Here is a 23459-nt window from a genome sequence, read left to right as displayed (position 1 = left end):
TCCGGGCGGTCAGCAGGCCGGGACTCTGCGATAGAGGCGAAGGCCAGGCCCCAGCTCGGTCTCGACCCGCTCGGACCCGATGAAGCCGGCCGCCCGGTAGAACGCTGCCGCATGGGGGTTGCCGGTGACCCACAGGCGTGTGTCGCCAGACCGGCCAAGACGGTGAACGGCGTCCTCCACCAGGCGCATCGCCACGCCCCTGCGCTGCCAGGCTGGGTCGACAAACAGGTCATCCAGCTCGGGCTCGCCCCGCCCGACCCTGCTCACCGTGGCGAACCCCAGGATCAGTGGAACGCCTGCGGGCTGCGTCTGGGCGACACGGGTGGCCCCGGCGTCGATCCACGGTCCTTCGAACTCGAGGAACTCCGGGCGGGATGACAGGGCGGCGACATCGCCGGCATTCGACAACGCCGCAGCCCGGTAGATCCGCCGAAGGTCGGGCAAGTCGGCCCACACGGCCGTACGAACCCGGATCGAGCCGGCGAGCTCACTCATCGATGTCTCTCTCGTCGGTGTGTGTGGGGCTCCATCGCACGCCACCGGTCCCACTACGGTCAACCGGCGGCGACTTCGTGGTGGTCCCAGCACGGGACCGACCGGCCCCGACCGGGACGGTCTGGCTCACGTCGTTCGGTCTGCGGACATGCCCAGCACGGCCACCGTGCAACGCGAGACGCATGCCAGCCTGCCGTCGTCGTCACGGATATGGGTGTCCCACACCTGCGTGCGACGCCCCAGCGAGAGGGGTCGGGCGGTGCCATGGACCCACCCGCCGGTCACCGGACGCAGGTGGTTCGCGTTGATCTCCATGCCGACACAGGTCCTGCCGGCGCCGGCGACGAAGGTGGCTGCGAAGCTGACGAGGGTCTCTGCGAGCAGGACCGAGGCGCCGCCGTGGAGCAGCCCCAGCGGCTGTCGGGTCCGGTGGTCCACCGGCATCCGGGCGCTCAGGTGGTCGCCGCCGAGCTCGGTCAGCTCGATGCCCCGGTGGCCGATGGCACAGTCCGCCGTCATCGTGCGTGCCAGGGCCAGGTCCGGTGGGCTGTGCCAGATGCCGGCGTGGTCCTCGCTCGGTCCGAGCGAGGCACCGACACCGCTCGGCAAGGTGGACGGGCTCACGTCGTGGTCACTCATGACGCAGATGCTGCCGATGCCGTGCGGTCGGGCGCGTCGGGGAAACTACCCCACTTTCGCCGAGGCGGGTTCACTGGTGCCGTGGCCCCACAGGAACAACGCCTTGGACGCGCGCCGATGGCGGACGGTACGCGAGTGGCGTATGCCGTCACGGGCAGTGGCCCCCCGTTGGTCGTGTCCCCCGGGTGGTTGAGCCACCTCGAGCTGGACTGGGCCATCCCGGCACAACGCCTCTTCTACGGGTCACTGTCGTCCGGGCGGACGGTGGTGCGCTACGACCGGCCCGGATGTGGCCTGTCCGACCAGTACTCCGGACCGCGGAGCGTCGAGCACGAGCTGGCGACCCTGGGCGCGGTGGTCGAGGCTGTGCACCTCGAGCGGTTCGACCTGTTCGGATGGTCCCTCGGCGCCCCGGTGGCCGCGCGGTGGGCGGCCGACCACGCGCAGAGCGTGTCCCGTCTGGTGCTGTACGGCGGGTGGGCCCGTGGCTCAGCGATCGGCGACGAGGTGAGCCGTACCCACCTCCTCGGGTTGCTGGTCGACCACTGGGGCCTCGGCTCGGACGTGCTGACCGAGCTGTTCGCTCCGGAGGCCGACCCGGGCACACGGCGGGTGCTCGCGCAGTACCAGCGCGCGGCGTCCTCGGCACAGACCGCGGCGGGCCTGCTCGACCTGGCGTACCGCATCGACGTTTCCGAGTCCCTGAACCGGATCGGCGCCCCGACGCTGGTGCTGCACCGTGACCAGGACAGGGCGGCCCCGCCGCCACAGGGTCGCCTTCTTGCCGAGCGGATCCCCGGCGCCCAGCTCGTCGAGCTGTCCGGCCGCTCCCACCTGCCGGCGATGGGCGACTCGAGGGCCGTGGTCGACCAGGTGCGGCGCTTCCTGGGTCTGCGGCGCCTGCGTGAGGCGGCGCCGGTCGGGCTCACGGCGCGCCAGAACGAGGTCGCGGCCCTGGTGGCCCAGGGCCTGACCAACCGGGAGGCCGCCCAACGGCTGCACCTCAGCGAGCGGTCTGTGGAGTCCCACCTGGAGCGGATCCGTCTGCGCCTCGGCTTCCGCTCGCGCACGCAGCTGGCCGCCTGGTACGCCACACAACACCCGTCCTCACGGGGTGAAGTGCCGTAGTTCCACGCCTGCGTCCGCCCGACCGGGCCGGGCAACCTCGCCCCATGCGACGAGTCCCGGTGTTGTGCTTGTCCGCCGTAGGGTGGGTGGGCTTCATGGTCGTGACGGTGTGGACGATGGCGTTCCTGGCCGACACGGTGGTTCCGCGAACCGTGGCCGGGGTCCCCAGAGTGAGCAGCGCGGCCGCTGTCGCGACCGACCTCGCCCTGCTGCTCGTCTTCGCGGTCCAGCACTCCGTGATGGCTCGTCGTCGGTTCAAGACCTGGCTGCGGCTGCGGGTACCCGCGCCGTTGGAGCGCGCGCTCTACGTGCTTGCCACGGATGTCGTCCTCGCAGTGCTCCTGGTTCTCTGGCAACCCTTCGGGGGTCAGGTGTGGCGCGTCGACGGCATCTTCGCGGTGGCGCTGTGGGCGCTCTACGCCGGCGGGTGGGCCTGGTCCATCGGGGCCACCTTCGCGGTGGACCATCTCGCGCTCGTCGGGCTACGGCAGGCCGGATGGGGTGCCCGGTCGAGCTCCGACGCCCCTGAGGGCCTGCAGGTCCGGGGCCTGCACGCGATCGTGCGTCACCCGCTGATGACCGGGCTCATCGTCTGCGTCTGGGCCACACCGTCGATGGGCGCCTCGCACCTGCTCTATGCCGCAGGTGCGTCGGCCTACATCGCGGTCGGGATCCGGTTCGAGGAGCGTGACCTGCGGCGCACGTTCGGCGCGGCCTACGACGACTACGCCTCGCTCGTCGGGGCGGTCCTTCCCCGGCTCATCACCAGGCGGAGCTGAGCGGGACCCCCCACGACAAGGCCCCCGCACGACGCATCACGCGGTACGGCTTCATGGCCGACGGCGGCCCGGTCTCGGCAGCCGCGGGCCGCGAGCCCCAGGCGTGGCTCACGAGCCCGAGCGTGCCGGGCGTGTCCCGATGTCCCGCGCCAACCGGAGCGTCACCACCACCGAGACCGCGATGATGCCCGTGCCGGCGCCCGCTGCCAGGGCCCCCGACGGGAGCCGGCCGAGGTCGGCTCCCCGGCCGGACACCCCCACCAGGAGGTAGAGCGCGAACGCGCTCGCGACGATCGGCAGCATGCGCCGACGGCGGTACCGTCCCCGGGGGGAACCTGCCTCAGTCCCCGCGTTCACGCCGCCGGCGAGCAGGGAGAAGGCGACCAGCGACCCCCAGCCCCAGGGGCCGATGACCGCAGACGTGACGACGTTCAGGACGATGCCGACCCCCACCAGGGCCAGGACCTCCGCGGCGTACCTCCCCACGGCATGCGCCCAGGGCTCGCGCACCACCGGGCCGCCGTCGACCGCAACCGTGCTCACGAGCACATCATGGTCCCAGCACCACCGTGAAGTCGTGACAGGTGTCATGGGTCAAAAGGTAAAGAACTAGTAAAGTCAATCCATAGAGGCGGTCAAGTCGCAGGGGACGAGACCGCCGGCACACTCGGCCGCTGCAGGGAGGTCGCTGGTGCACGACACGACGCCCCCCTCTCGTGGTTGAGGGGGGCGTCGTACGTCATGCCGGCGTCGGGCTGGGCGCCGGCGCGAGGGACCGGTGACGACGGGCGGTGAGATCGGCCTCGCTCGGCGGTCGCGGCGAGCAGCCAGGGGTAGAACGGCAGGGTGGGTGTTGCCCTCGCGGTCGCGGCGATGGCGTGCGGCTTCGTCGTCGCGGTCCTCGCCTCGCGGGTCGCGGTGGCCGGAGCGACCGACCTGGTGGCCCGCAGCCCGCTGCCCCCGTTCGTCGTCGGCCTGACGCTCGTCGCGGTCGGCACCGACCTGCCGGAGATGGCCAACTCGGTCACCGCCTCGCTCGAGGGCCTCGGCGACGTCAACGTCGGTGACTCGATCGGGTCGGTCGTCACCCAGGTCACGCTCGTCCTCGGGCTGCTGCCCCTCGTGGGTGGTGCACTGGTCCTGGCCGTGCGCCAGACCGTCGCCGCCGGGGCGGTGATCCTGCTCGCCCTCGGGCTCGGGGCGGTGCTCATGCGCGACGGGGAGCTCGCGCGGGTCGACGGGCTGCTGCTCGTGCTCGCCTGGCTCGGTGGCTCCGCGCTCGTGTGGTGGGCCGGAGGGGTGGCCCCACCCCGGCCACTGGCCGACCCGTCGCCCGGGGAGCCGCCGGCGGGCGACCCGTCCCCGGGCGAGCACACCTCGGACGGGGCCGGCCGGGGCGAGGGCCTGCGCGGCTCACTGTCGCGTTTGGCAGCCGGCCTGGCCGGGGTCACCCTCGGCGCGGTGACAGCGATCTGGGGAGTGGTCCACCTCGCCGACGCGGCCGGGCTGCCCCTCTTCGTCGTCAGCTTCTTCGGGGCCGCACTCGGCACCTCCCTGCCCGAGCTGCTCTTCAGCGTCACCGCCCTGCGCCGCGGCGAGGCGGAGATGGCCGTCGGCGACGCGCTCGGCGCCTCGATGGTCGACGCCACCTTGTCGATCGGCATCGGTCCCCTCGTGGCCCCGACGCTCGTCAGCACCGGGCTGGTCGAGCGCGGTGTCCTCGTCTCTGCCGTCGCCGTCGTCCTCGTCGTCGCCCTGCTCGCGTGGCGCCGGCGACACACCGTGGGCACCGGGCTGGCCCTCGTCGGGCTCTACCTCGGGGTGTATGCGGTCCTCCTGGCGTGACCCCGGGGTCCGCCGGTGGCCACCGGCGTTGTGACCCACGAGACTGCGTGCGCGACACCGGCGGAGGACACTGGGTGCATGGCCGAGGACGTGCTCTCGAGGCAGTCGGGCCAGGGCCCCCAGGGCTCGGGTCCCCTACCGGTCGTGGCCGCTCTCGACGGGTCCTCCCACGAGGACGCCGTCATCGAGTGGGCCGCGGCCACCGCGGCACGGCACGGCGTGCGACTGCACCTGGTCCACGTCGTCGAGGTGGGCGTCTCGCTCACCCCGTACGCGGTCATCGCGACGGAGGCGCCGTGGTTCGGCGAGCAGCTCGAGGCAACGACGCGCGAGCGGCTCGACGGCCTGGCGGCCGGGCTGCGCGAGAGGTACCCCGACCTCGAGGTCCGGGTCGAGACACCGTTCGGGTCGCCACCTGCGGTGCTCGTCGACTTCTCGGAGCACGCCACGGTCGTCGTCGGCGCCTCCTCCCACGACCGCTTGGAGCGCCTGGTCCTCGGATCGACGGCGCTCGCGGTCGTGGCCCACGGGCACGGGACGGTGGTCGTCGTGCCCGAGTCGCTGCCGCCGGTGGAACCGCACCGGGTGGTCGTCGGAGCCGACGGCAGCGACGCCGGGGCGCGGGCGGTGGCCCACGCGGTCGCCGAGGCGGCCTCCGTCGGCGGCCGGGTCAGCGCCGTCACGGCCTGGACCGTCGAGGTCGAGGACGGTGTCGTCGTCACCGAGCCGGGCACCGAGCGCTGGTCCCGCGTCGAGGGGCGGCTGCTGGAGTCGGTCCGCGAGGCGCTCGCCGGCGCCCGCGAGGCACACCCCGAGGTGCCCGTCGAGGTGGTCGTGCGCCACGGCAAGCCCGCGACCGCGCTGCTCGACGTCGCCCGCGAGCAGGGCGCCGACCTCGTCGTCGTCGGCCGCCGCGGTCGTGGCGGCTTCGCCGGGCTGCTCATGGGCAGCGTGAGCCGGACGGTCGTCCAGCGCTCCACCGTGCCGGTGGCCGTCGTCCACTGACCGGGGCTCAGCCCATTGCCGTCGCGACGAGCGGTGCGAACCCGTCCCGGTGCCCCGCCCGGGTGGGGTGGTAGATGTCGAGCACGCCCGTCCGCTTGCCCCACACGTACGGGTCCGTGGAGCACACGTCGTGGCCGGTGAACGCGTCGCCGGGGTCGAGGTAGGTGAACCCGGCGGCCGCCGCCCGCTCGGCGAGCACCCGGTCCAGGTGTGCTGCGACACCGTCGAGCGCCGCCGCCTCGCGCTCGTTGATGCCCCGGGCCTGCCCGCAGGAGACGTCGGCGCCGAAGGGCTGCGGGTAGCCGACGACGATGACCTTGGCCTCCGGGGCGCGCGCCCGGATGTCGGCGTAGGTGGCGTCGAGCCGGGCGGGCAGGTCGCTGTCGATCCGCCGGTCGACCCGGGAGACCGTCGAGCGGCACAGCGGCTCGTCCCATGTGCTGAAGCAGGAGAGGATGAGGTCGACGAATCCGACGTCGTTGCCGCCGACGCTCACCGTGACGACGTCCGTCGAGGCCGACAGGGCGGCGTTCTGCCCGTCGATGACGTCCTGGGTCTCCGCGCCCGAGCAGGCCCGGAACCTCAGGGTCGTGTTCGGGCGCTCGCGCGCGACGATCGGGGCGTAGGCGAGGCTGCTGCGGTAGCAGGAGAGGCTGAGGTCGGGCCACTGCGTGCCGTTGCCCGAGGCGTAGGAGTCACCGAGGGCGACGTACTCGTCGGGCTCGGCAGCCGCCGCAGCGGGTGCCAGCACGCCGGCCAGCAGGAGGGGCAGGGCCGCGGCAGCGGCGAGGCGGGACCGTAGGCGGGGACGAGCGGACAACGGGCACTCCTTCGTGCGGCGTCTCGGGCGGCCACGCCACCCCGGGTGCGCCTCACTGTGGCCCAGGCCGGCGGTGCCGGCAACCGCAGGAGCGCCCTCAGGACCCCGGGTCCGCGGCGAACGGCCAGCCCTGCACCATCCCCGGGGCGCACCCCGGCTCGATGAAGTGCTCGAAGCCGAAGGCCGCGGCGAACACCTCCGGTGGCATCGCGAGCATCATCCCGACGTCGCTGGTCTGGCTGGCGTGGCAGGCCAGCGCCGCCCGCTTGCGCTCGACCAGGTCGCGCACGTCGACTCGCCAGTGCAGCTCGGCGGCCGGGGTGCCCATGGGGTTGCCGTCGTCCATCGGCGCGTCGGGGTCGAAGACCTCCTGGCCGGCGGCCCGGGCCAGGAGGGTCAGCTCGCGCATGGCGTCGCGGTTCATCGTGGACTCCAGCCGGCGCGGCGTGCGGGACGCGAGCCCGGCCGCGGCCAGGGCGACCCGGTGGACCTGCACGTGGTCGGGGTGGCCGTATCCGCCGTGCCAGTCGTACCCGACGAGGACGTCGGCGCCCTCCTCCTCGAGGACGGCCGCGACCCGCCGCGCGGCCTGCTCGACGTCGGCGGTGGCGAACGCGCGCTCGTGGGCGTTCTGCTCCCAGCCGCTCATCCCCGAGTCGGCGTAGCCGAGCCACTCCACGCGGTGCAGCCCGATGACCTCGGCCGAGGCGGTCAGCTCCCGCCGGCGCCGCTGGGCGACCGTCTCACCGGGCGCGAGGTCCTCCGGTGCCGTCCCGTGCTCGCCGTTGGTCGCCACGACGAGCACGACGCGATGGCCCTCGTCGACGGCCCGCGCCATCGTCCCCGAGGTCTGCGAGGCCTCGTCGTCGGGGTGGGCGTGGAGGAAGACGATGGTCGACACGGGACCATCCTGCCGAACCGCGCGAATCCCCCCGAACGGCGGCCGGTGGGCCTACCGTGTCCTGGGGTCCGCCGGAGCGTCCCGGGGGCCAGGGGACAAGGAGGTTCCATGAGCGCCACCGACCACGTGGACGGCGGGCCGCCGCGGAGCGCGGCCGTCGACCACGACACCGTGCCGCCGGCCCGCACCGGGCTGCTCGTCGTCGCCGGAGTGCTGCTCCTGCTGCCCGTGCTCGCCCTGATGTGGGTCGGCAGCTACAGCCGGGTGGACCCCAAGCTCGGCGCCTTCCCGTTCTTCATCTGGTACCAGTTCCTCTGGGTCTTCCTCACCTCGGCGGTCACCTACACCGCCTACCGGATCGTCCTCGTCGCCCGCCCGCACCGGCCGATGACCGAGGACGCGCCCGCCGTCGACGAGCCGGGGGAGCAGCCATGAGCGGCATCGACACCCCGGCCCTGCTCGTCCTCGTCCTGCTCTTCCTCCTCGTGACCGCGATGGGGTTCTGGGCGACCCGATGGCGCCGCCCGACCTCGATGGAGTCCCTCGACGAGTGGGGGCTCGGCGGGCGCTCCTTCGGCACGTGGATCACCTGGTTCCTCCTCGGAGGCGACCTGTACACGGCCTACACCTTCGTCGCGGTGCCCGCGGCGATGTTCGCCCTCGGTGCGGTCTCGGGCTTCTTCGCCGTGCCCTACACGATCGTGCTCTACCCGATCATCTTCGTCTTCATGGCGCGGCTGTGGTCGGTGAGCCACCGGCACGGGTACGTGACGACGGCCGACTTCGTCCGGGGGCGCTTCGGTTCCCGGGGGCTGTCGCTGGCGGTCGCCGTCACCGGCTTCCTCGCGACGATGCCGTACATCGCCCTCCAGCTCGTCGGGATCCAGGCCGTCCTGGAGGTGGTCGGCCTCGGGGGTGGGGGCAACGTCGTGGCCAAGGACGCACCGCTGTTCATCGCGTTCGCCCTGCTGGCGGCCTACACCTACTCCGGCGGCCTGCGGGCCCCCGCGGTCATCGCCTTCGTCAAGGACATCCTCATCTACCTCGTCATCCTCGTGGCGATCGTCTACCTGCCGAGCAAGGTCGGCGGCTGGGGCGAGGTGTTCTCCGCCGCGGAGGCCAAGATGAGCGCGGCCGCCCCGGACGGCAAGCCGGTGGGCTCCTTCGTCCCGGGGGCGTCGGCCCAGTGGGCCTACGCCACCTTGGGGCTGGGCTCGGCCCTCGCGCTGTTCATGTACCCGCACTCGGTGACGGCCAGCCTCTCGGCCAAGTCCCGCAACACCGTCCGGCGCAACGCCTCGATCCTGCCGGCGTACAGCTTCGTGCTCGGGCTCCTCGCCCTCCTCGGCTGGGTCGCGATCGCCGCCGGGACCAAGCCGGTCGGTCTCGACGGCGAGCCGAACGCCCAGCTGGTCATCCCCCAGCTGTTCGAGGACATGTTCCCCTCGTGGTTCGCCGGCGTCGCCTTCGCGGCCATCGCCATCGGCGCCCTCGTCCCGGCGGCCATCATGTCGATCGCGGCCGCCAACACCTTCACCCGCAACATCTACAAGGAGTGGCTCAAGCCCTCGGCCACGCCCGAGCAGGAGGCCAAGGTCTCCAAGCTGATGTCGCTCGTCGTCAAGGCGTTCGCGCTCGTCTTCGTGCTCGCGCTCGACAAGCAGAACGCCATCAACTTCCAGCTCCTCGGCGGCATCTGGATCCTGCAGACCTTCCCGGCGGTCGTCCTCGGCCTCTACACCCGGTGGCTGCACCGCTGGGCGCTCGTCGCCGGATGGGCCGTGGGCATGGTGTACGGGACGGTGGCCGCGTACAACGTCGCGAACCCCCGCTCCGGCGTGGAGCACTTCGGCGGCTCGCTCGCCGAGATCCCGGTCATCGGCCAGCTCGGCTACATCGCGATGACCGCCTTCGTGGCCAACCTCGTCGTCGCGGTCGTCGTCACCCTGGTCCTGCGCGCGATGCGGGCCCCGGAGGGCCGGGACGAGACGATCCGTGGCGACTACTTCGCCGACGCCGGCGACCCGCGGGTCCGCACGGTCCTCCAGCCGCTGCACCAGGAGGCCCCCAACCCCTGACCCGGCCCGCCGGCCGGGCAGGATGGGCGCATGGAGCCCGCGCCCACCCCTCTCGTCGAGCTCGCCCAGGCCCACCACGTCGCCACCGACTACTGGGACTGGCAGGGCCGGCACGTCACGGTCTCGGACGCCTCGATCCGTGCCGTCCTGGCCGCGCTCGGCGTGCCGGCCGAGGACGACGCGGCCGTCGCGGCGTCGCTGCGCGAGCACGCCGAGGCGCCGTGGCGGCACACCTTGGCGCCGACCGTCGTCGCGCGCGCGGGGCGCAGCCTCCTCGTGCCGGCCCACGTGCCGGCCGGGTCGGGCATCCGGCTGCACGTCGAGCTCGAGGACGGGGGGCGCCGCGAGCTGGCCCAGGTCGACCGCTGGGTCCCCGACCGCGAGGTCGCCGGGCGGGCGGTCGGCGAGGCCACGTTCGAGGTGCCGGCGGACCTGCCGCTCGGCTGGCACCGCCTCGTCGCGGACGTGGACGCCACACCGCTGGAGCCGGCGACCCTCACGAGCACGCTCGTCGTCACGCCCGAGCGTCTCCAGCTGCCCGAGCCGCTGGGCTCGCGCCGGGCGGTCGGGCTGATGGCGCAGCTGTACCAGGTGCGCTCCGGGTCGACGTGGGGGGTGGGGGACCTACGCGACCTCGCCGGGCTCGCCACCTGGGCCGCCGCGGCCCACGACGCCGACTTCGTGCTCGTCAACCCGCTGCACGCTGCCGAGCCGGTGCCGCCGATGGAGGCATCCCCGTACCTGCCGACGACCCGGCGCTTCGTCAACCCCCTGTACCTGCACGTCGAGGACGTGCCCGAGGTGGCCGCGCTCGACGCGAGCGCCCACCGCGCCTTCCTCCGGCTCGCCGACCGTGGCCGGGCGCTCTCCGCGGGGGAGCGCATCGACCGGGACGCGGCCTGGGCGCTGAAGCGGGAGGCGCTCCGGCTCGTCTTCGACGCCGGCCTCACCGGCACCCGGGCGGAGGCGTTCGCCGCCTACTGCACGCGCGAGGGCGAGGGGCTCGCCCGGTTCGCCACGTGGTGCGCCCTCGCGGACGTCCACGGGCTGCCGTTCACGACGTGGCCGGCGCAGCTGCAGGACCCCGACGGCCCCGCGGTCGGCGCCTTCCGCGAGCAGCACGCCGACGACGTCGACTTCCACCGGTGGATGCAGTGGCTGCTCGAGGAGCAGCTCGCGGGGGTCCAGCGGGAGGCGCGCGCCGCGGGCATGGCCCTCGGCGTGGTCCACGACCTGGCCGTCGGCGTGCACCCCGTCGGTGCCGACGCGTGGGGCCTCGGCGGCGTGCTGGCCCACCACGTCACGGTCGGCGCCCCACCGGACCAGTTCAACCAGCTGGGGCAGAACTGGAGCCAACCGCCGTGGCGGCCCGACCGGCTCGCCGAGGTGGGGTACGCCCCCTTCCGGGACATGGTCCGCACGGTCCTGCGCGACTCCGGGGGCATCCGGGTGGACCACATCCTCGGGCTGTTCCGGCTGTGGTGGATCCCCGAGGGCGGCTCGCCCGCCGAGGGCACGTACGTCTACTACGACCACGAGGCGCTCGTCGGCATCCTCGTCCTGGAGGCCCAGCGCGCCGGGGCGGTCGTCATCGGCGAGGACCTCGGGGTGGTCGCCCCCAACGTGCGCGACGTGCTCGACGAGCGCGGGCTGCTCGGCACCTCGGTGCTGTGGTTCGAGTGGGAGGAGGACGTCGTGCGCGCGCCGGAGTCCTACCGCGACCTGTGCCTGTCCACCGTCACCGTCCACGACCTGCCGCCGACGGCCGGCTACCTCACCCTCGAGCACGTCGCCGTCCGCGAGCGGCTCGGGCTGCTCACCCGGCCGGTGGCCGAGGAGCGGGCGCTCGAGGAGAACGCCATCGAGCGGGTGCGGGCGGCCCTCGCCGAACGGGGGCTGCTCGCGGCGGACGCCGACGTCGACGACACCGTCGTCGCGCTGCACCGCTGGCTCGCCGACACCCCGAGCCGGATGCTCGCGGTCTCCCTCCCGGACGTCGTCGGCGACCGGCGGGCCATCAACCAGCCGGGCACCAACGACGAGTACCCCAACTGGAGGCTGCCGCTCAGCGGGCCGGACGGTGAGCCGGTCGACCTCGAGGCCATCCGGGCCGCGCCCCTCGCCGAGCGGCTCTTCGACGCGCTGCGGGGGCGCGTCAGCGGCGAGGCGTGCTGATCGGGCACCTTGATCGAGGAGCGCCATCCATTTACGATACGGCGCGTGACGTTTCGTAATAATGAGAGTGAGGCGCGCGGACGCCCGCGGGACCCACAGCTCGACCGTCGGATCACGACCAGCGTGCTCGAGGTGCTGGGCGAGCAGGGTTACGACGGGGTGTCCTTCGAAGCGGTCGCGCGCCGTTGCGGTACCTCCAAGGCCTCGCTGTACCGGCGATGGCAGTCCAAGCGAGACATGGTCCTGGCGGCAGTGAAGAACGGTCCCGCGCGGAACGCCTCAGAGCCCCTCGAGATGGGTACGTGTCTGCGCGAAGACCTCCTTATGCTCGTCCGGCGGCTGGTGCAGACGATGCGCTCGGCCGATACCGGTGCAGCGTTCATGCTGCTGCAGGCTGGCCTCGAGGACCCCGACCTGTGCGAGGCCATCGAGGACGCCACCGGCCCAACGGGCGCACGGCTGCCGAAGCGGGTGATCGACGCCGCCGTGGCGAGGGGCGAGCTCGCGCCAGGCACCGACCCCTTCGCCTACGAAGAGGTGGCCGGCGCTGTCCTCCTGCTGCGCCGCGCCAACGGGCTGACGCTGACCGACGAGTATCTGCAGTCACTCGTCGATGCCGTGATCACACCTGCCTTGGTCGCCTCGCACCAGCACACCAGCCTTCCCGCCGGGATCTTCTCCGGCCGCCCAGCCGCCCACCCATCCCGGGAGAACTCATGACCAGCTTCACCATCGACAACTTCACCTACCGCCGCATCGTCGGCGCCGACGGCGTCCACCTCAACGTCGCCAGCGGCGGTCAGGGCCCCGCTGTGGTTCTGCTCCACGGGTTCCCGCAAACGCACTACATGTGGCGTCACGTCGCCCGCCGCCTCTCCCACCAGTTCACGGTGATCGTCCCGGACCTGCGAGGCTACGGCGACAGCGACAAGCCAGTAGCCGAGGGACGCGACACGTACTCCAAACGCACGATGGGTAACGACATCGTCGCCATCGCCCGCGACTTGGGGTTCGAGCGCTTCGGCCTCGTGGGTCACGACCGTGGCGCACTCGTCGCCGTCAGGACAGGTCTCGACCACCCAGACGTGGTGACGTTCCTAGGAATCCTCGATGTCCTGCCCACCCTCGACACCTGGTCCGTCCTGCAGGGTGTCGACGCCAAGGTGGCCTGGCACCTGTACCTCATGGCCCAGCCCGCCGGGATGCCGGAGAAGATGATCGCAGCCGTTGCCCCCGAGTTCTACGCCTCGTTCCTCGACGCCTGGGACCCCACAGGCGCCACCTTCACCCAGGAGGAACGGTCCCACTATGTCCACAGCTCGATCGCGTCCACCGACTCCATCGTTGCCGACTACCGAGCAACCGCCGGCATCGATCTCGACATGGACACCGCCGACCGTGAACAAGGCGCCCAGCTGTCCATGCCCGTCGCCGTCATCTCCCAAGACTGGGGCGCGCAGCTCGGCTTCGACGCCTCTGCCCTCTGGCGCGCCTGGGCCCCCGACTTCACCTACCAGCCGACGACCAGCGGTCACTACATGGCCGAAGAGAACCCCACCGAGATTGCCGAGTTCATCGAGACCCTCGCACGCCGAGCCAGCGACCAGCACTGACTCAGCACTCAACCCTTCTCACGACTGACCAACGGCCCCGGTCAGGACAACTAGGCCAGCTGGGCCGCGAAGCGGTCGGCGAAGGGCCACCACGCGGCGCGCAGCGCCTCGCGTGCGTGCTCGACCTGCCCGACGAGCGCCGCGGCGTCGTCGTCGAGACCGCCCGGGGACTCCGAGCGCAGCCAGTCCGTGAAGACCTCGGGCGAGGTCTCCGGGTGGCACTGCACCGACCAGGCGCGCTGCCCGAGGCGCAGCGCCTGCGGCCGGCCGTCGGGGAGGCGGGCGAGGACCGTCGCCCCGGGAGGGGGCTCGAGCACGACGTCGTCGTTGAAGTGCACCGCCGGCGCCCCGTCCAGACCCGCGAGGAGCGGGTCGGTGCGGCCCTCGGGAGTGAGCCCGACGGGCACGACGCCCACCGTGCGACCCGACGGGTTGGGGCCGGTGCGCCCGCCGAGGGCGAGCGCGGCCAGCTGGTGGCCGAGGCACACGGCGAGCACGGGCTCCCCGGCCTCGGTGGCCTCCCGCAGCAGCGCCTTGGTCGGGCCCAGCCACGGGTTCTCGGCGTCCGCGGTCGCCGCCATCGCCCCGCCGAGGACGACGAGCCCGTCGTGGCCCCCGTCGGCCAGCCGCGACGGGACGGGGTCCCCGAGGTCGCCGCGCACGACGTCGAGCTCGACCCCGGCCTGGGCCCACCACTGCCCCAGCCAGGCCGCCGGGGCGTCGGGCTCGTGCTGGACGACGAGCAGGCGGCGGGTCATCACCCGGTCTCGGTGCCGAGGAGGGAGCCGATGCCGTAGGTGACCGCCATCGCGAGCAGACCGCCCGCGACCACGCGCACCGTCGCCCGGCGCGCGTCGGCCTCGCCGAGCCGCGCGCTGACCAGGCCGGTGCCCGCGAGCGCGACCACGACGGCGAGCACCGTCACCGGGACCCGCCAGCCCTGGGCGGGCAGGACGACGGCGAGCAGCGGGACGACGGCTCCGAGCGTGAAGGAGAGCATCGAGGCCCAGGCGGCCTGCCAGGGGTTGGTGAGGTTCTCCGGGTCGATCCGCAGCTCGACCTCGGCGTGGGCGGCGAGGGCGTCGTGCCGGGTCAGCTCGACGGCGACCTGCTCGGCCAGGTCGGGGGAGAGGCCCTTGGCCTCGTAGAACCCGGCGAGCTCGGCGAGCTCGGCGTCCGGCTCCTCGGCCAGCTCGCGGGTCTCCTTGGCGATCAGGGCCCGCTCGGTGTCGCGTTGCGTGCTCACCGAGACGTACTCGCCGACCGCCATGCTCATCGCCCCGGCGGCGAGCCCGGCGAGGCCCGCGGTGAGGACGGTGCCGCGGTCGGTCGTCGCGGCGGCCACCCCGATGACGAGGGCGGCGGTCGAGACGATGCCGTCGTTGGCGCCGAGGACGCCGGCGCGCAGCCAGTTCAGGCGCTGGCTGTAGGAGTGGTCGTGCGGCTCGTCGTGCCCGGCGAGCGCCGCGGCGCCCGATGGGTGGTCAGCCACGCAGGCTCGCCCCCTCGGCGCGGGCCGCCTGCGAGATCCGGTGCGCCAGCTCGATGTCCAGCTGGGTCAGGCCGCCGGCGTCATGGGTCGTGAGCAGCCAGCGGGTCGTGCGCCAGCGGATGTCGATGTCCGGGTGGTGGTTCATCTGCTCGGCGTCCTCGGCGACGGCCACGACGAGGCGGACCGCGGCCGGGAAGTCGGGTGCCTCCACGGTGGCGACGATCGCGCTGCCCGCGCGGGACCAGCCGGGCAGCTCGGCGAGCTGGCGGGTCACCTCGTCGTCGGTGAGGAGTCGGCTCATCGGACCATCATCGCCCACCTCGACCGTGGCGGCACCTGAGGCGACCCTGACCCGCCGGCGGCTACGGGCCGGTGGGCGAGACCTGGGCCTCCGTCTCGGACGCGGGCCCGATGGCGTCGCCCTCGTCGGTGCCCCGCCAGTCCTGCGTCGTCGCCGTCGGCGTCACCTCGTGCGGGGTGATCTCGCCGCGCTCGATCTCCTCGGCCCAGTGGCAGGCGACCCGATGGCCGGCGGGAACCCCGGGGACGTCGACGGCCCGCAGGGTGGGGCGCTCGTCGGCGCAGCGGGTCTCCTGACGCCACGGGCAGCGGGTGTGGAACCGGCAGCCGGTCGGGGGCCGCGAGGGGGAGGGGAGGTCCCCGACGAGGAGGACCTGCTCGCGGCGGTCCTCGGCGACCGGGTCCGGGAGCGGGACCGCCGAGAGCAGCGCGCGGGTGTAGGGGTGCAGCGGCGTCGTGTACAGGTCGTCGGCGGTCGCCTCCTCGACGAGACCCCCGAGGTACATGACCCCGATCCGGTCGCTGATGTGCCGGACGACCGCCAGGTCGTGCGCGACGACGAGGTAGGTCAGCCCGAGGCGCTCCTGGAGCTCCTCGAGGAGGTTGATGACCTGCGCCTGCACCGAGACGTCGAGCGCCGAGACCGGCTCGTCGGCGACGATGAGCTTCGGCTCCACCGCGAGCGCTCGGGCGATGCCGATGCGCTGGCGCTGGCCGCCGGAGAACTCGTGCGGGTACTTCTTCAGGGCAGCTGCCGGCAGCCCGACCGCGGCGAGCAGCTCGCGCAGGCGTGCCGAGGTCGCGGCGTCGTCCGAGGCCAGCCCGTGTGCCCGCATCCCCTCGACGAGGAGGGACTCGACGGACTGGCGCGGGTCGAGGCTGCTCATCGGGTCCTGGAAGACCATCTGGAAGTCCTTGCGCCGGCGGCGCAGCTGCTCACCGGCGAGCGAGGCGATGTCGGTGCCGTCGATGACGACGCTGCCCTCGGTCGGCGGCTCGAGGCCGAGGATGGCCTTGCCGAGGGTGGACTTGCCGCAGCCGGACTCCCCGACGAGGCCGTAAGTCTCACCGCGGCGGATCTGCAGGTCGACCCCGTCGACCGCGTAGACGTGGCCGACCACCCGGTCGAGCACGACCCCGCGCTTGATCGGGAAGTGGACCTTGACCCCCCGCACGTCGAGCAGGAGGTCCTCCTCGGGGGCGGGGGCGGTGGTGTCCTCGGCGGTCGTCGTCATCGGGTCACCTCGACGGGGTTGAAGCAGCGCAGCGCCCGGCCCGCGGACTCCTCGAGCCGCGGGGTCTCGGCGGTGCATCGCTGGACCGGCTGGGAGCAGCGCGGCGCGAAGGCACACGCGCTCTCCCACGGCAGGTTGTCGGCGACCGAGCCGGGGATCGGCGTCAGCGGCGCACCGCGGGCGCCGTCCAGGCGCGGGATGGAGGCGAGCAGGCCGCTCGTGTACGGGTGGCGGGGCGCGGCGAACAGCTCGTGCCGCTCGCCCCGCTCCACGATCCGGCCCCCGTAGAGGACGTTGACCTCGTCGCACAGCCCGGCGACCACCCCGAGGTCGTGGGTGATCATCACCAGGGCCGTGCCGGTCTCCTCGACGAGCTCCTTGAGCAGCCGGAGGATCTGGGCCTGGATCGTCACGTCGAGGGCGGTGGTCGGCTCGTCGGCGATGAGCAGCCGCGGTTCGCAGGCCAGCGCCATGGCGATGAGGGCGCGCTGGCGCATCCCGCCGCTCAGCTGGTGCGGGTAGTCGGTGAGCCGCCGGTCCGGGTCGGGGATGCCCACCCGGTCCAGCAGGTCCCGGGCCAGCGGGCGGGCCGCCCGCCGGCGCATCCCCCTGTGCCGTTCGAGCACCTCGGTCACCTGCAGGCCGATGGGGATGACCGGGTTGAGGGAGGAGAGCGGGTCCTGGAAGATCATCGCGATGTCGCGCCCGCGCCGGTCGCGCATCTGGTCGGGCGGCAGGCCGAGCAGGTCGGTGCCGTCGTAGGTGGCGGTGCCCTCGACGGTGTTCCCGCGGGCGGGCAGCAGCCCCATGATCGCGAGCGAGGTCACCGACTTGCCGCAGCCGGACTCACCGACGAGGCCCACGGTCTGCCCCGGGCGGACGTCGAAGCTCACGCCGTCGACGGCGGTGAAGGGCTCCTCGCCCTGGCGGCGGAAGGTGACCCGCAGGTCCCGGACGGACAGCAGCGGCTCCTGACCTGGCCGGCCGGTCCGCGGTGTGGTCGCCGTGGCGGTCATCCCCGGCTCACCTCCTGCTCTTGGGGTCGAGGGCCTCGCGCAGCGACTCGCCCATGAGGGTGAAGCCGAGGGCGACGACGATGATGCACAGGGCGGGGTAGACCGCCAGGTGCGGGCTGTCGTAGATGTAGGTCTGGGCCCGGCCGAGCATCTGGCCCCACTCCGGCTGGCGGTCGTTGGGGTTGCCGAGCCCGAGGAAGGACAGGGCCGCGGCGTCGATGATCGACACGGCGAGCACGAGCGTGGACTGGACGATGACCGGCGCGAGCGAGTTGGGGACCATGTGCCGGAAGACCACCGCCCGCCGGGTGACCCCGAGCGCCCGCGCCGCGAGGACGTGGTCGCTGTGCCGCTGGGCGAGCATCGATCCGCGCAGCAGGCGGGCGAAGACCGGCACCTGGACGGCGGCGACGGCGATGATGACGGTCAGCTGGCTGGGGCGGGAGGCGATCGCGGCGATCGAGAAGGCGAGCAGCAGGGAGGGGATGGACAGCAGGACGTCGACCACCCGCATGACGAGCGAGTCGACCCAGCCGCCGAACGCGCCGGCGAGGATGCCGAGGGTCAGCCCCCCGGTGAGCCCGAAGAGCGTCGCGAAGACGCCGACGACGAGCGTCTGCTGGCTGCCGACGAGCAACCGGGAGAGCAGGTCGCGGCCGACGTCGTCGGCACCGAGCGGGAAGCCCGGCTCCGGGCCCGGGACGGGGTTGGTCTGCGGGCGCACCTTGTCGATGAGCAGGTTCGCCCCCGGGTCGTGGGGGGCGATGAGCGGCGAGACGAGGGCGAGGACGACGAAGACGAGGGTGATCGCGGCGCCGAGGAGGAAGACCGGGTCGCGCCGCAGCCGTCGCCACGCGCTGGCGATGAGCGAGACGCCGGGCTTCTCGTCGACCGAGCCGGCCTCGAGCAGCGCGCCCCCCGGGCCGGTGGCCGCCGTGGCGGCGAGCGCGTCGACCCGCTCCTTGCGCCGGTTCGCCGGCGTCGGCAGGCTCATCGGGTCCGCACCCTCGGGTCGATGACCGCGTAGGAGATGTCGACGAGCAGGTTGATGACGACGTAGATCATCGCCGCCGCGAGGATGAGCACCTGGAGGACCGCGTAGTCGCGGCCCTCGAACGCGTCGGCCAGCGCGTTGCCGATGCCGCCCCAGTTGAAGACCTTCTCGGTGAGCACCGCCCCGGCGAGCAGCCCGCCGGTCTGGAGCCCGATCGTCGTCACGACCGGCAGGAGGGCGTTGCGCAGGACGTGCCGGCCCCGGATGACCCGTGCGGTGAGGCCCTTGGACTCCGCGGTGCGCACGTAGTCCTCGCCGAGCACCTCGAGGACCGAGGCCCGGGTGATCCGGTAGATCACGGCGAACGGGATCGTCGCCAGGGCGAGCGACGGCAGCACGAGGTGCTTGAGCGCGCTGACCGAGCAGTCGTACTCCCGGGTGAGCAGGCCGTCGAGGACGAAGAAGTTGGTCACCCGGGTGCAGCTGAGGTTGTCCTGCCGACCGGAGACCGGGAAGACGTGGTGCTCGACGGCCAGCTGGTACTTCAGGAGGAAGGCGAGGAAGAACACCGGGACCGCGACCCCGACGAGCGAGGTGACCACGAGCCCGCTGTCCAGCGGTGAGCCGGCCCGGCGGGCGGAGAGGTACCCGAGGGGGATGGCCAGGACGACGGCGAGGAGGAGGGCGAAGAAGCTCAGCTCGATCGTCGCCGGCAGCCGGGAGAGGAAGATGTCGAGGGCGTCGGCGCCGGGCAGGACGCGGGTGGAGGTGCCGAACTCGCCGTGGGCCGCGCGCTCGACGAAGCGCCAGTACTGGACCCACACCGGCTGGTCGAGACCGAGGGCCTTGGTCAGGGCGGCCCGGGTCTGCGGGGTCGCGCGCTCCCCGAGGATCGCCGAGACCGTCCCCCCGGGCAGGGAGCGCAGCCAGAAGAAGAGCATGAGGGAGAGGACGAAGACGACGACGACCATCTGGAGGAGGCGTCGGATGATGAATCTCGCCACGGGGGCTCCTGGGGGTCTGCGGCGGGCGCCGGTGGCCGCCCCGAACGTGTCGTGTCCGGGGCGGCCACCGACCCTGTGCGTGCTCTCGTGCCGAGCGGGCTAGCGCTCGGTCACTTGGCGACGGTGACGGTGTCGAACGTCTCCGCGGTGAGCGGGCTGGCGACCAGACCCTCCACCTTCTCGCTCGTCACGAGCGCCGGCGGGGAGTGGCTGATCGGGATACCCGGCAGGTACTCCTCGGCGATGCGCTTGTTGATGTCCTCGTAGGCGGCGGCCCGCTCGTCCTCGTCGACGATCGCGTCGGCGGCCTTGAGGTCCTCGGAGAGCGTCTTGCCCCACGGCATGACGCTCGTGTGGAAGTCGTTGCCCTTGAGGTCGCTGAAGAAGGTGCCGAGGAAGTTGTCCGCGGCGTTGTAGTCACCCGTCCAGCCGAGCAGCCACGCGTCGTAGGCGCCGTTGGCCGAGACGTCGTCGAGGTAGCCGCCGTTCCACGGCTTGCTGACCTCCTTGACCTTGATGCCGACGGCCTCGAGGTCCTTGGTGAACGCCGCGTGGATCTTCTGCGGGTCCGGCATGTAGGGCCGGGAGACCTCGGTCGGGAACGCGAACGTCAGGCTCATGCCCTCGGCCCCGGCCTCCTTGAGCAGCTGCTTGGCCTTGTCCGGGTCGTACGGGTAGGGCTCGAGGTCCTTGTTGTAGCCGGAGACCGCCTCCGGCATGAACTGCGAGGCCACACTCGCTCCCTCGGGCAGCTGGCTGGTGACCATCTGCTCACGGTTGAGGGCGTACGCGATCGCCTGGCGCACCCGCAGGTCCTTCAGCTTGGGGTTCTTCTCCGGGTTCAGCCCGAGGTAGAGGACGTTGAACGCAGGACGGACCTGGACGTTGTTGCCGTCGTCCTCCAGGCCCTGCCAGTCCACCGGGTTGGGCAGGTCGTAGCCGTCGATCGACCCGGCCTCGAGCTCCTGGCGGCGGGTGGTCTCGTCCGGGATGATCTTGAAGACGAGCGTCTTGGTCTTCGGCGGGTCGCCGTAGTAGTCGTCGTTGGCGACGAGCGTCACCGTCTTGTTCGCCTCGTCGTAGGAGTCGAGCTTGTAGGGCCCGATCCCCACCGGGTTCATCGAGTACTCGGGGTAGGTGAAGCCCTCGCCCTGGGCCTGGACGTTGTTGGCGTCGCCCTCCTCGAGGGCCGTGGGCGACTGCATGGAGAAGGAGTCCAGGGACAGGATCGTCGGGAAGCTCGACGTCGTGCGGGTGACGTCGATGACCGCGGTGTCGGCGTCCTTGGCCTCGCACGACTTGTACAGCGAGCCCTCCGGGTCGTCGCTGAAGGTGCCGAAGAAGTACGTCCAGTACTCGGCCGCCGTCTGGCCGGCTCCCTTCTGGTTGTACATCCGCTCCATGTTGTAACAGACCGCGTCGGCGTCGAAGTCGGTGCCGTCGGAGAACTTCACCCCCTGGCGCAGGTGGAAGGTCCAGCTCAGGCCGTCGTCCGAGGGCTCCCAGCTCTCGGCGAGCTCGGGCTGGACGTCGGCGGTGCCCGGCTTGATCCCGAGCAGGCCCTGGTGGATCTGCCGGGTGACCCGGAAGGTCTCGCCGTCGGTGGCGTACAGCGGGTCGAACAGCTCGGGTGCCCCCGCGGCGCCGAAGGTCAGGGTGTCCTTGACGTCGCTGCTGCCCCCGCCGCCGTCACCGGAGTCGCGCTCGGACTGCGCGCACGCCGTCATGCTCAGGGCGGCCGCCGTCATCAGGACGAGGGGCGCCGTGCGCTTGAGTGTCATCAGTGTGAACCTCGCTTGGGTGTGCGATCGCTCGGGCCGGCCGGGTCGGCCGGTCGAGGTCCCGCGCGGCGGACGGTCGCCCCGCCCCGTTCGCGGATGCGGAGGACCCTAGTGGCAAAATCCGGCGCTCGACGCCGTGGCTTCGCAGTGGTTACCCAAGTGAGACCCGGCGGTGGGCGCAGATCCTCCGGTGGCCGTGGACCGGGCCGGTGGCCCGATTCGGTGGGCGGGGGGATCCCTGAGAGACTGGTGGGCATGTCTGCCTCCCGCCGCGACGACCTCCGCAACGTCGCCATCGTCGCGCACGTCGACCACGGGAAGACCACGCTGGTCGACAAGATGCTCTGGCAGTCCGGTGCCTTCGGCGAGCACGACCACGTCGCCGAGCGCGCCATGGACAGCGGAGACCTCGAGCGCGAGAAGGGCATCACGATCCTCGCGAAGAACACCGCCGTCCGGTACGCCGGGAAGGCGGCCATCGACGCCGGGCTCGCCGACGGGATGACGATCAACATCATCGACACCCCGGGCCACGCCGACTTCGGCGGCGAGGTCGAGCGCGGGCTGTCGATGGTCGACGGCGTCGTCCTGCTCGTCGACGCCTCCGAGGGACCGCTGCCGCAGACCCGGTTCGTGCTGCGCAAGGCGCTCGCCGCGCAGATGCCCGTCGTCCTGTGCATCAACAAGGTCGACCGGCCCGACGCCCGGATCTCCGAGGTCGTCGACGAGGTCTACGAGCTCTTCATGGACCTCCTCGTCGACGCCGAGCACCACCAGGACCAGCTGGACTTCCCGGTCGTCTACGCCTCCGCCAAGGCGGGCATCGCGTCGCTGACGCCGCCCGCCGACGGCGCGCTGCCCGACGGCGAGGACCTCGAGCCGCTGTTCCGCACGATCATCGACACGATCCCGGCCCCGTCCTACGACGACGACGCCCCGCTCCAGGCGCACGTGACGAACCTCGACGCCTCGAACTTCCTCGGCCGCCTCGCGCTGCTCCGGGTCCACAACGGCACGATCCGCAAGGGCCAGCAGGTGGCCTGGTGCCGCCGGGACGGCTCGATCACCCCGGTGAAGATCACCGAGCTGCTCATGACCGAGGCCCTCGAACGCCGGCCGGCCGAGTCCGCCGGCCCCGGCGACATCATCGCCGTCGCCGGCATCCCGGACATCACGATCGGCGAGACCCTCGCCGACGTCGACGACCCGCGGCCCCTGCCGCTCATCACCGTCGACGAGCCCGCGATCTCGATGACGATCGGCATCAACACCAGCCCGATGGCCGGCCGGGTCAAGGGCGCCAAGGTCACCGCGCGGCTCGTCAAGGACCGCCTGGACCGCGAGCTCATCGGCAACGTCTCGATGCGGGTGCTCCCGACCGAGCGGCCGGACGCCTGGGAGGTGCAGGGTCGCGGCGAGCTCGCCCTCGCGATCCTCGTCGAGCAGATGCGCCGCGAGGGCTACGAGCTGACCGTCGGCAAGCCGGTCGTCGTGACCCGCGAGATCGACGGCAAGGTCCACGAGCCCGTCGAGCGGCTGACGATCGACACCCCCGAGGAGTACCTCGGCTCCATCACCCAGCTCCTCGCCTCCCGCAAGGGCCGGATGGAGCAGATGACCAACCACGGCACCGGCTGGGTGCGGATGGAGTACCTGGTGCCCTCCCGCGGGCTCATCGGCTTCCGCACCCAGTTCCTCACCGACACCCGCGGCACCGGCATCGCCAACCACGTCTTCGAGGGCTACGAGCCCTGGCAGGGCGAGATCTCGACGCGGATCAGCGGCTCGCTCGTCGCCGACCGCTCCGGCCCCGCCACCGCCTACGCGATGGCGAACCTCCAGGAGCGCGGCACGCTGTTCATCCCCCCGACCACCGAGGTGTACGAGGGCATGATCGTCGGGGAGAACTCCCGCGCCGACGACATGGACGTCAACATCACCAAGGAGAAGAAGCTGACGAACGTGCGCTCCGCGGGCGCCGACGTCCTCGAGCGCCTCGCGCCGCCGCGGGTGCTCTCCCTCGAGCAGTCCCTGGAGTTCTGCCGGGAGGACGAGTGCGTCGAGGTGACGCCCGAGGCGGTCCGCATCCGGAAGGTGGAGCTCGACCAGACCCTGCGCGCGCGTGCGGCGGCCCGCGCCAGGAGGAGCTGACGCGAGGG

23 protein-coding genes are annotated in these 23459 nt (G+C 72.5%); 10 read left to right on the top strand and 13 right to left on the bottom strand.

The annotated features are described in order from the left end of the window. Window positions 1-9: 9 nt before the first annotated feature. A complete protein-coding gene (locus G8D98_RS04860; protein ID WP_166099841.1) occupies window positions 10-495 on the bottom strand; it encodes a GNAT family N-acetyltransferase in 486 nt (161 codons plus the stop codon). Window positions 496-621: 126 nt separating this feature from the next. Next, window positions 622-1134 carry a hotdog fold thioesterase gene (locus G8D98_RS04855; RefSeq protein WP_229661804.1) on the bottom strand — a complete coding sequence of 171 codons (513 nt, stop codon included), beginning with the start codon at window positions 1132-1134 and terminating at the stop codon, window positions 622-624. A gap of 117 nt (window positions 1135-1251) precedes the next feature. Here G8D98_RS04855 and G8D98_RS04850 point away from each other — a divergent pair, with 117 nt between their 5' ends. Further along, the gene (locus G8D98_RS04850; protein ID WP_166099838.1) at window positions 1252-2262 is read left to right on the top strand and encodes an alpha/beta fold hydrolase; all 1011 of its coding nucleotides are present in this window, start codon (window positions 1252-1254) and stop codon (window positions 2260-2262) included. Window positions 2263-2357: 95 nt separating this feature from the next. Next, the gene (locus tag G8D98_RS04845) at window positions 2358-3041 is read left to right on the top strand and encodes a methyltransferase family protein (protein WP_229661802.1); all 684 of its coding nucleotides are present in this window, start codon (window positions 2358-2360) and stop codon (window positions 3039-3041) included. Window positions 3042-3149: 108 nt separating this feature from the next. Here G8D98_RS04845 and G8D98_RS04840 read toward each other — a convergent pair whose 3' ends face one another. Continuing rightward, window positions 3150-3584: a hypothetical protein gene (locus G8D98_RS04840; RefSeq protein ID WP_166099833.1), complete on the bottom strand. Its 435-nt coding sequence runs from the start codon at window positions 3582-3584 to the stop codon at window positions 3150-3152. A 303-nt stretch (window positions 3585-3887) separates the two neighbouring features. Between G8D98_RS04840 and G8D98_RS04835 the strand changes: the two genes are divergently transcribed. Further along, window positions 3888-4886, top strand: coding sequence for a sodium:calcium antiporter (locus tag G8D98_RS04835; protein ID WP_166099831.1), 999 nt, complete (start codon window positions 3888-3890; stop codon window positions 4884-4886). Between the two features lie 78 nt (window positions 4887-4964). Further along, window positions 4965-5891: a universal stress protein gene (locus tag G8D98_RS04830; protein ID WP_166099828.1), complete on the top strand. Its 927-nt coding sequence runs from the start codon at window positions 4965-4967 to the stop codon at window positions 5889-5891. A 7-nt stretch (window positions 5892-5898) separates the two neighbouring features. On the opposite strand, the gene G8D98_RS04825 is transcribed toward G8D98_RS04830, so the two are convergent. Next, window positions 5899-6711, bottom strand: coding sequence for an SGNH/GDSL hydrolase family protein (locus G8D98_RS04825; RefSeq protein ID WP_166099826.1), 813 nt, complete (start codon window positions 6709-6711; stop codon window positions 5899-5901). Between the two features lie 97 nt (window positions 6712-6808). Then, complete coding sequence (locus G8D98_RS04820) at window positions 6809-7612, bottom strand: PIG-L deacetylase family protein (protein ID WP_166099823.1); 804 nt, start codon at window positions 7610-7612, stop codon at window positions 6809-6811. 108 nt (window positions 7613-7720) lie between these two features. Here G8D98_RS04820 and G8D98_RS04815 point away from each other — a divergent pair, with 108 nt between their 5' ends. From G8D98_RS04815 to G8D98_RS04795, 5 genes are read left to right on the top strand one after another with little or no spacing between them, the layout of a single operon-like run. After that, a complete protein-coding gene (locus G8D98_RS04815; protein WP_166099820.1) occupies window positions 7721-8047 on the top strand; it encodes a DUF3311 domain-containing protein in 327 nt (108 codons plus the stop codon). Next, window positions 8044-9690, top strand: coding sequence for a monocarboxylate uptake permease MctP (gene mctP, locus G8D98_RS04810; protein WP_166099818.1), 1647 nt, complete (start codon window positions 8044-8046; stop codon window positions 9688-9690). The genes G8D98_RS04815 and mctP overlap by 4 nt, the downstream gene beginning before the upstream one ends. Before the next feature lie 30 nt (window positions 9691-9720). Continuing rightward, window positions 9721-11865 (top strand): 4-alpha-glucanotransferase, encoded by a 2145-nt coding sequence (gene malQ / locus G8D98_RS04805; protein ID WP_166099815.1) that lies wholly within the window; start codon window positions 9721-9723, stop codon window positions 11863-11865. 45 nt (window positions 11866-11910) lie between these two features. After that, on the top strand, window positions 11911-12585 hold the full coding sequence (locus G8D98_RS04800; protein WP_166099813.1) for a TetR/AcrR family transcriptional regulator: 675 nt from the start codon (window positions 11911-11913) through the stop codon (window positions 12583-12585). Continuing rightward, complete coding sequence (locus G8D98_RS04795) at window positions 12582-13478, top strand: alpha/beta fold hydrolase (RefSeq protein WP_166099810.1); 897 nt, start codon at window positions 12582-12584, stop codon at window positions 13476-13478. Before G8D98_RS04800 ends, G8D98_RS04795 begins: the two co-directional genes overlap by 4 nt. 50 nt (window positions 13479-13528) lie before the next feature. On the opposite strand, the gene G8D98_RS04790 is transcribed toward G8D98_RS04795, so the two are convergent. From G8D98_RS04790 to G8D98_RS04755, 8 genes are all read right to left on the bottom strand, one after another. Continuing rightward, window positions 13529-14236: a type 1 glutamine amidotransferase gene (locus tag G8D98_RS04790; RefSeq protein ID WP_166100287.1), complete on the bottom strand. Its 708-nt coding sequence runs from the start codon at window positions 14234-14236 to the stop codon at window positions 13529-13531. Then, a complete protein-coding gene (locus G8D98_RS04785) occupies window positions 14236-14970 on the bottom strand; it encodes a VIT1/CCC1 transporter family protein (RefSeq protein WP_166099808.1) in 735 nt (244 codons plus the stop codon). Before G8D98_RS04785 ends, G8D98_RS04790 begins: the two co-directional genes overlap by 1 nt. After that, on the bottom strand, window positions 14963-15271 hold the full coding sequence (locus tag G8D98_RS04780; RefSeq protein WP_166099805.1) for a 4a-hydroxytetrahydrobiopterin dehydratase: 309 nt from the start codon (window positions 15269-15271) through the stop codon (window positions 14963-14965). Before G8D98_RS04780 ends, G8D98_RS04785 begins: the two co-directional genes overlap by 8 nt. A 61-nt stretch (window positions 15272-15332) precedes the next feature. Continuing rightward, complete coding sequence (locus G8D98_RS04775; protein ID WP_166099802.1) at window positions 15333-16505, bottom strand: ABC transporter ATP-binding protein; 1173 nt, start codon at window positions 16503-16505, stop codon at window positions 15333-15335. Continuing rightward, a complete protein-coding gene (locus G8D98_RS04770) occupies window positions 16502-17521 on the bottom strand; it encodes an ABC transporter ATP-binding protein (protein ID WP_166099799.1) in 1020 nt (339 codons plus the stop codon). The genes G8D98_RS04775 and G8D98_RS04770 overlap by 4 nt, the downstream gene beginning before the upstream one ends. Before the next feature lie 7 nt (window positions 17522-17528). Next, window positions 17529-18515 carry an ABC transporter permease gene (locus tag G8D98_RS04765; RefSeq protein WP_166099796.1) on the bottom strand — a complete coding sequence of 329 codons (987 nt, stop codon included), beginning with the start codon at window positions 18513-18515 and terminating at the stop codon, window positions 17529-17531. Then, entirely contained in the window at window positions 18512-19519 is a 1008-nt protein-coding gene (locus G8D98_RS04760) for an ABC transporter permease (RefSeq protein WP_166099794.1), read from the bottom strand. The genes G8D98_RS04765 and G8D98_RS04760 overlap by 4 nt, the downstream gene beginning before the upstream one ends. 110 nt (window positions 19520-19629) lie before the next feature. Continuing rightward, entirely contained in the window at window positions 19630-21300 is a 1671-nt protein-coding gene (locus tag G8D98_RS04755) for an ABC transporter substrate-binding protein (protein WP_166099791.1), read from the bottom strand. Between the two features lie 255 nt (window positions 21301-21555). Between G8D98_RS04755 and typA the strand changes: the two genes are divergently transcribed. Continuing rightward, a complete protein-coding gene (gene typA, locus G8D98_RS04750; protein WP_166099789.1) occupies window positions 21556-23451 on the top strand; it encodes a translational GTPase TypA in 1896 nt (631 codons plus the stop codon). The last annotated feature ends 8 nt before the right edge of the window (window positions 23452-23459 follow it).

The sequence above is a fragment of the Phycicoccus endophyticus genome, from assembly GCF_011326735.1.
Taxonomy (GTDB): Bacteria; Actinomycetota; Actinomycetes; order Actinomycetales; family Dermatophilaceae; genus Phycicoccus; species Phycicoccus endophyticus.
This window is presented reverse-complemented; position numbering and strand designations above follow the sequence as displayed.

Coding starts and splice junctions, on each gene's coding strand:
- G8D98_RS04770 (WP_166099799.1), bottom strand. CDS start 17,521: ATGACCGCCACGGCGACCACACCGCGGACCGGCCGGCCAGGTCAGGAG.
- G8D98_RS04795 (WP_166099810.1), top strand. CDS start 12,582: ATGACCAGCTTCACCATCGACAACTTCACCTACCGCCGCATCGTCGGC.
- G8D98_RS04850 (WP_166099838.1), top strand. CDS start 1,252: ATGGCGGACGGTACGCGAGTGGCGTATGCCGTCACGGGCAGTGGCCCC.
- G8D98_RS04780 (WP_166099805.1), bottom strand. CDS start 15,271: ATGAGCCGACTCCTCACCGACGACGAGGTGACCCGCCAGCTCGCCGAG.
- G8D98_RS04765 (WP_166099796.1), bottom strand. CDS start 18,515: ATGAGCCTGCCGACGCCGGCGAACCGGCGCAAGGAGCGGGTCGACGCG.
- G8D98_RS04775 (WP_166099802.1), bottom strand. CDS start 16,505: ATGACGACGACCGCCGAGGACACCACCGCCCCCGCCCCCGAGGAGGAC.
- malQ (WP_166099815.1), top strand. CDS start 9,721: ATGGAGCCCGCGCCCACCCCTCTCGTCGAGCTCGCCCAGGCCCACCAC.
- mctP (WP_166099818.1), top strand. CDS start 8,044: ATGAGCGGCATCGACACCCCGGCCCTGCTCGTCCTCGTCCTGCTCTTC.
- G8D98_RS04845 (WP_229661802.1), top strand. CDS start 2,358: ATGGTCGTGACGGTGTGGACGATGGCGTTCCTGGCCGACACGGTGGTT.
- G8D98_RS04860 (WP_166099841.1), bottom strand. CDS start 495: ATGAGTGAGCTCGCCGGCTCGATCCGGGTTCGTACGGCCGTGTGGGCC.
- G8D98_RS04855 (WP_229661804.1), bottom strand. CDS start 1,134: ATGAGTGACCACGACGTGAGCCCGTCCACCTTGCCGAGCGGTGTCGGT.
- G8D98_RS04830 (WP_166099828.1), top strand. CDS start 4,965: ATGGCCGAGGACGTGCTCTCGAGGCAGTCGGGCCAGGGCCCCCAGGGC.
- G8D98_RS04815 (WP_166099820.1), top strand. CDS start 7,721: ATGAGCGCCACCGACCACGTGGACGGCGGGCCGCCGCGGAGCGCGGCC.
- G8D98_RS04755 (WP_166099791.1), bottom strand. CDS start 21,300: ATGACACTCAAGCGCACGGCGCCCCTCGTCCTGATGACGGCGGCCGCC.
- typA (WP_166099789.1), top strand. CDS start 21,556: ATGTCTGCCTCCCGCCGCGACGACCTCCGCAACGTCGCCATCGTCGCG.
- G8D98_RS04790 (WP_166100287.1), bottom strand. CDS start 14,236: ATGACCCGCCGCCTGCTCGTCGTCCAGCACGAGCCCGACGCCCCGGCG.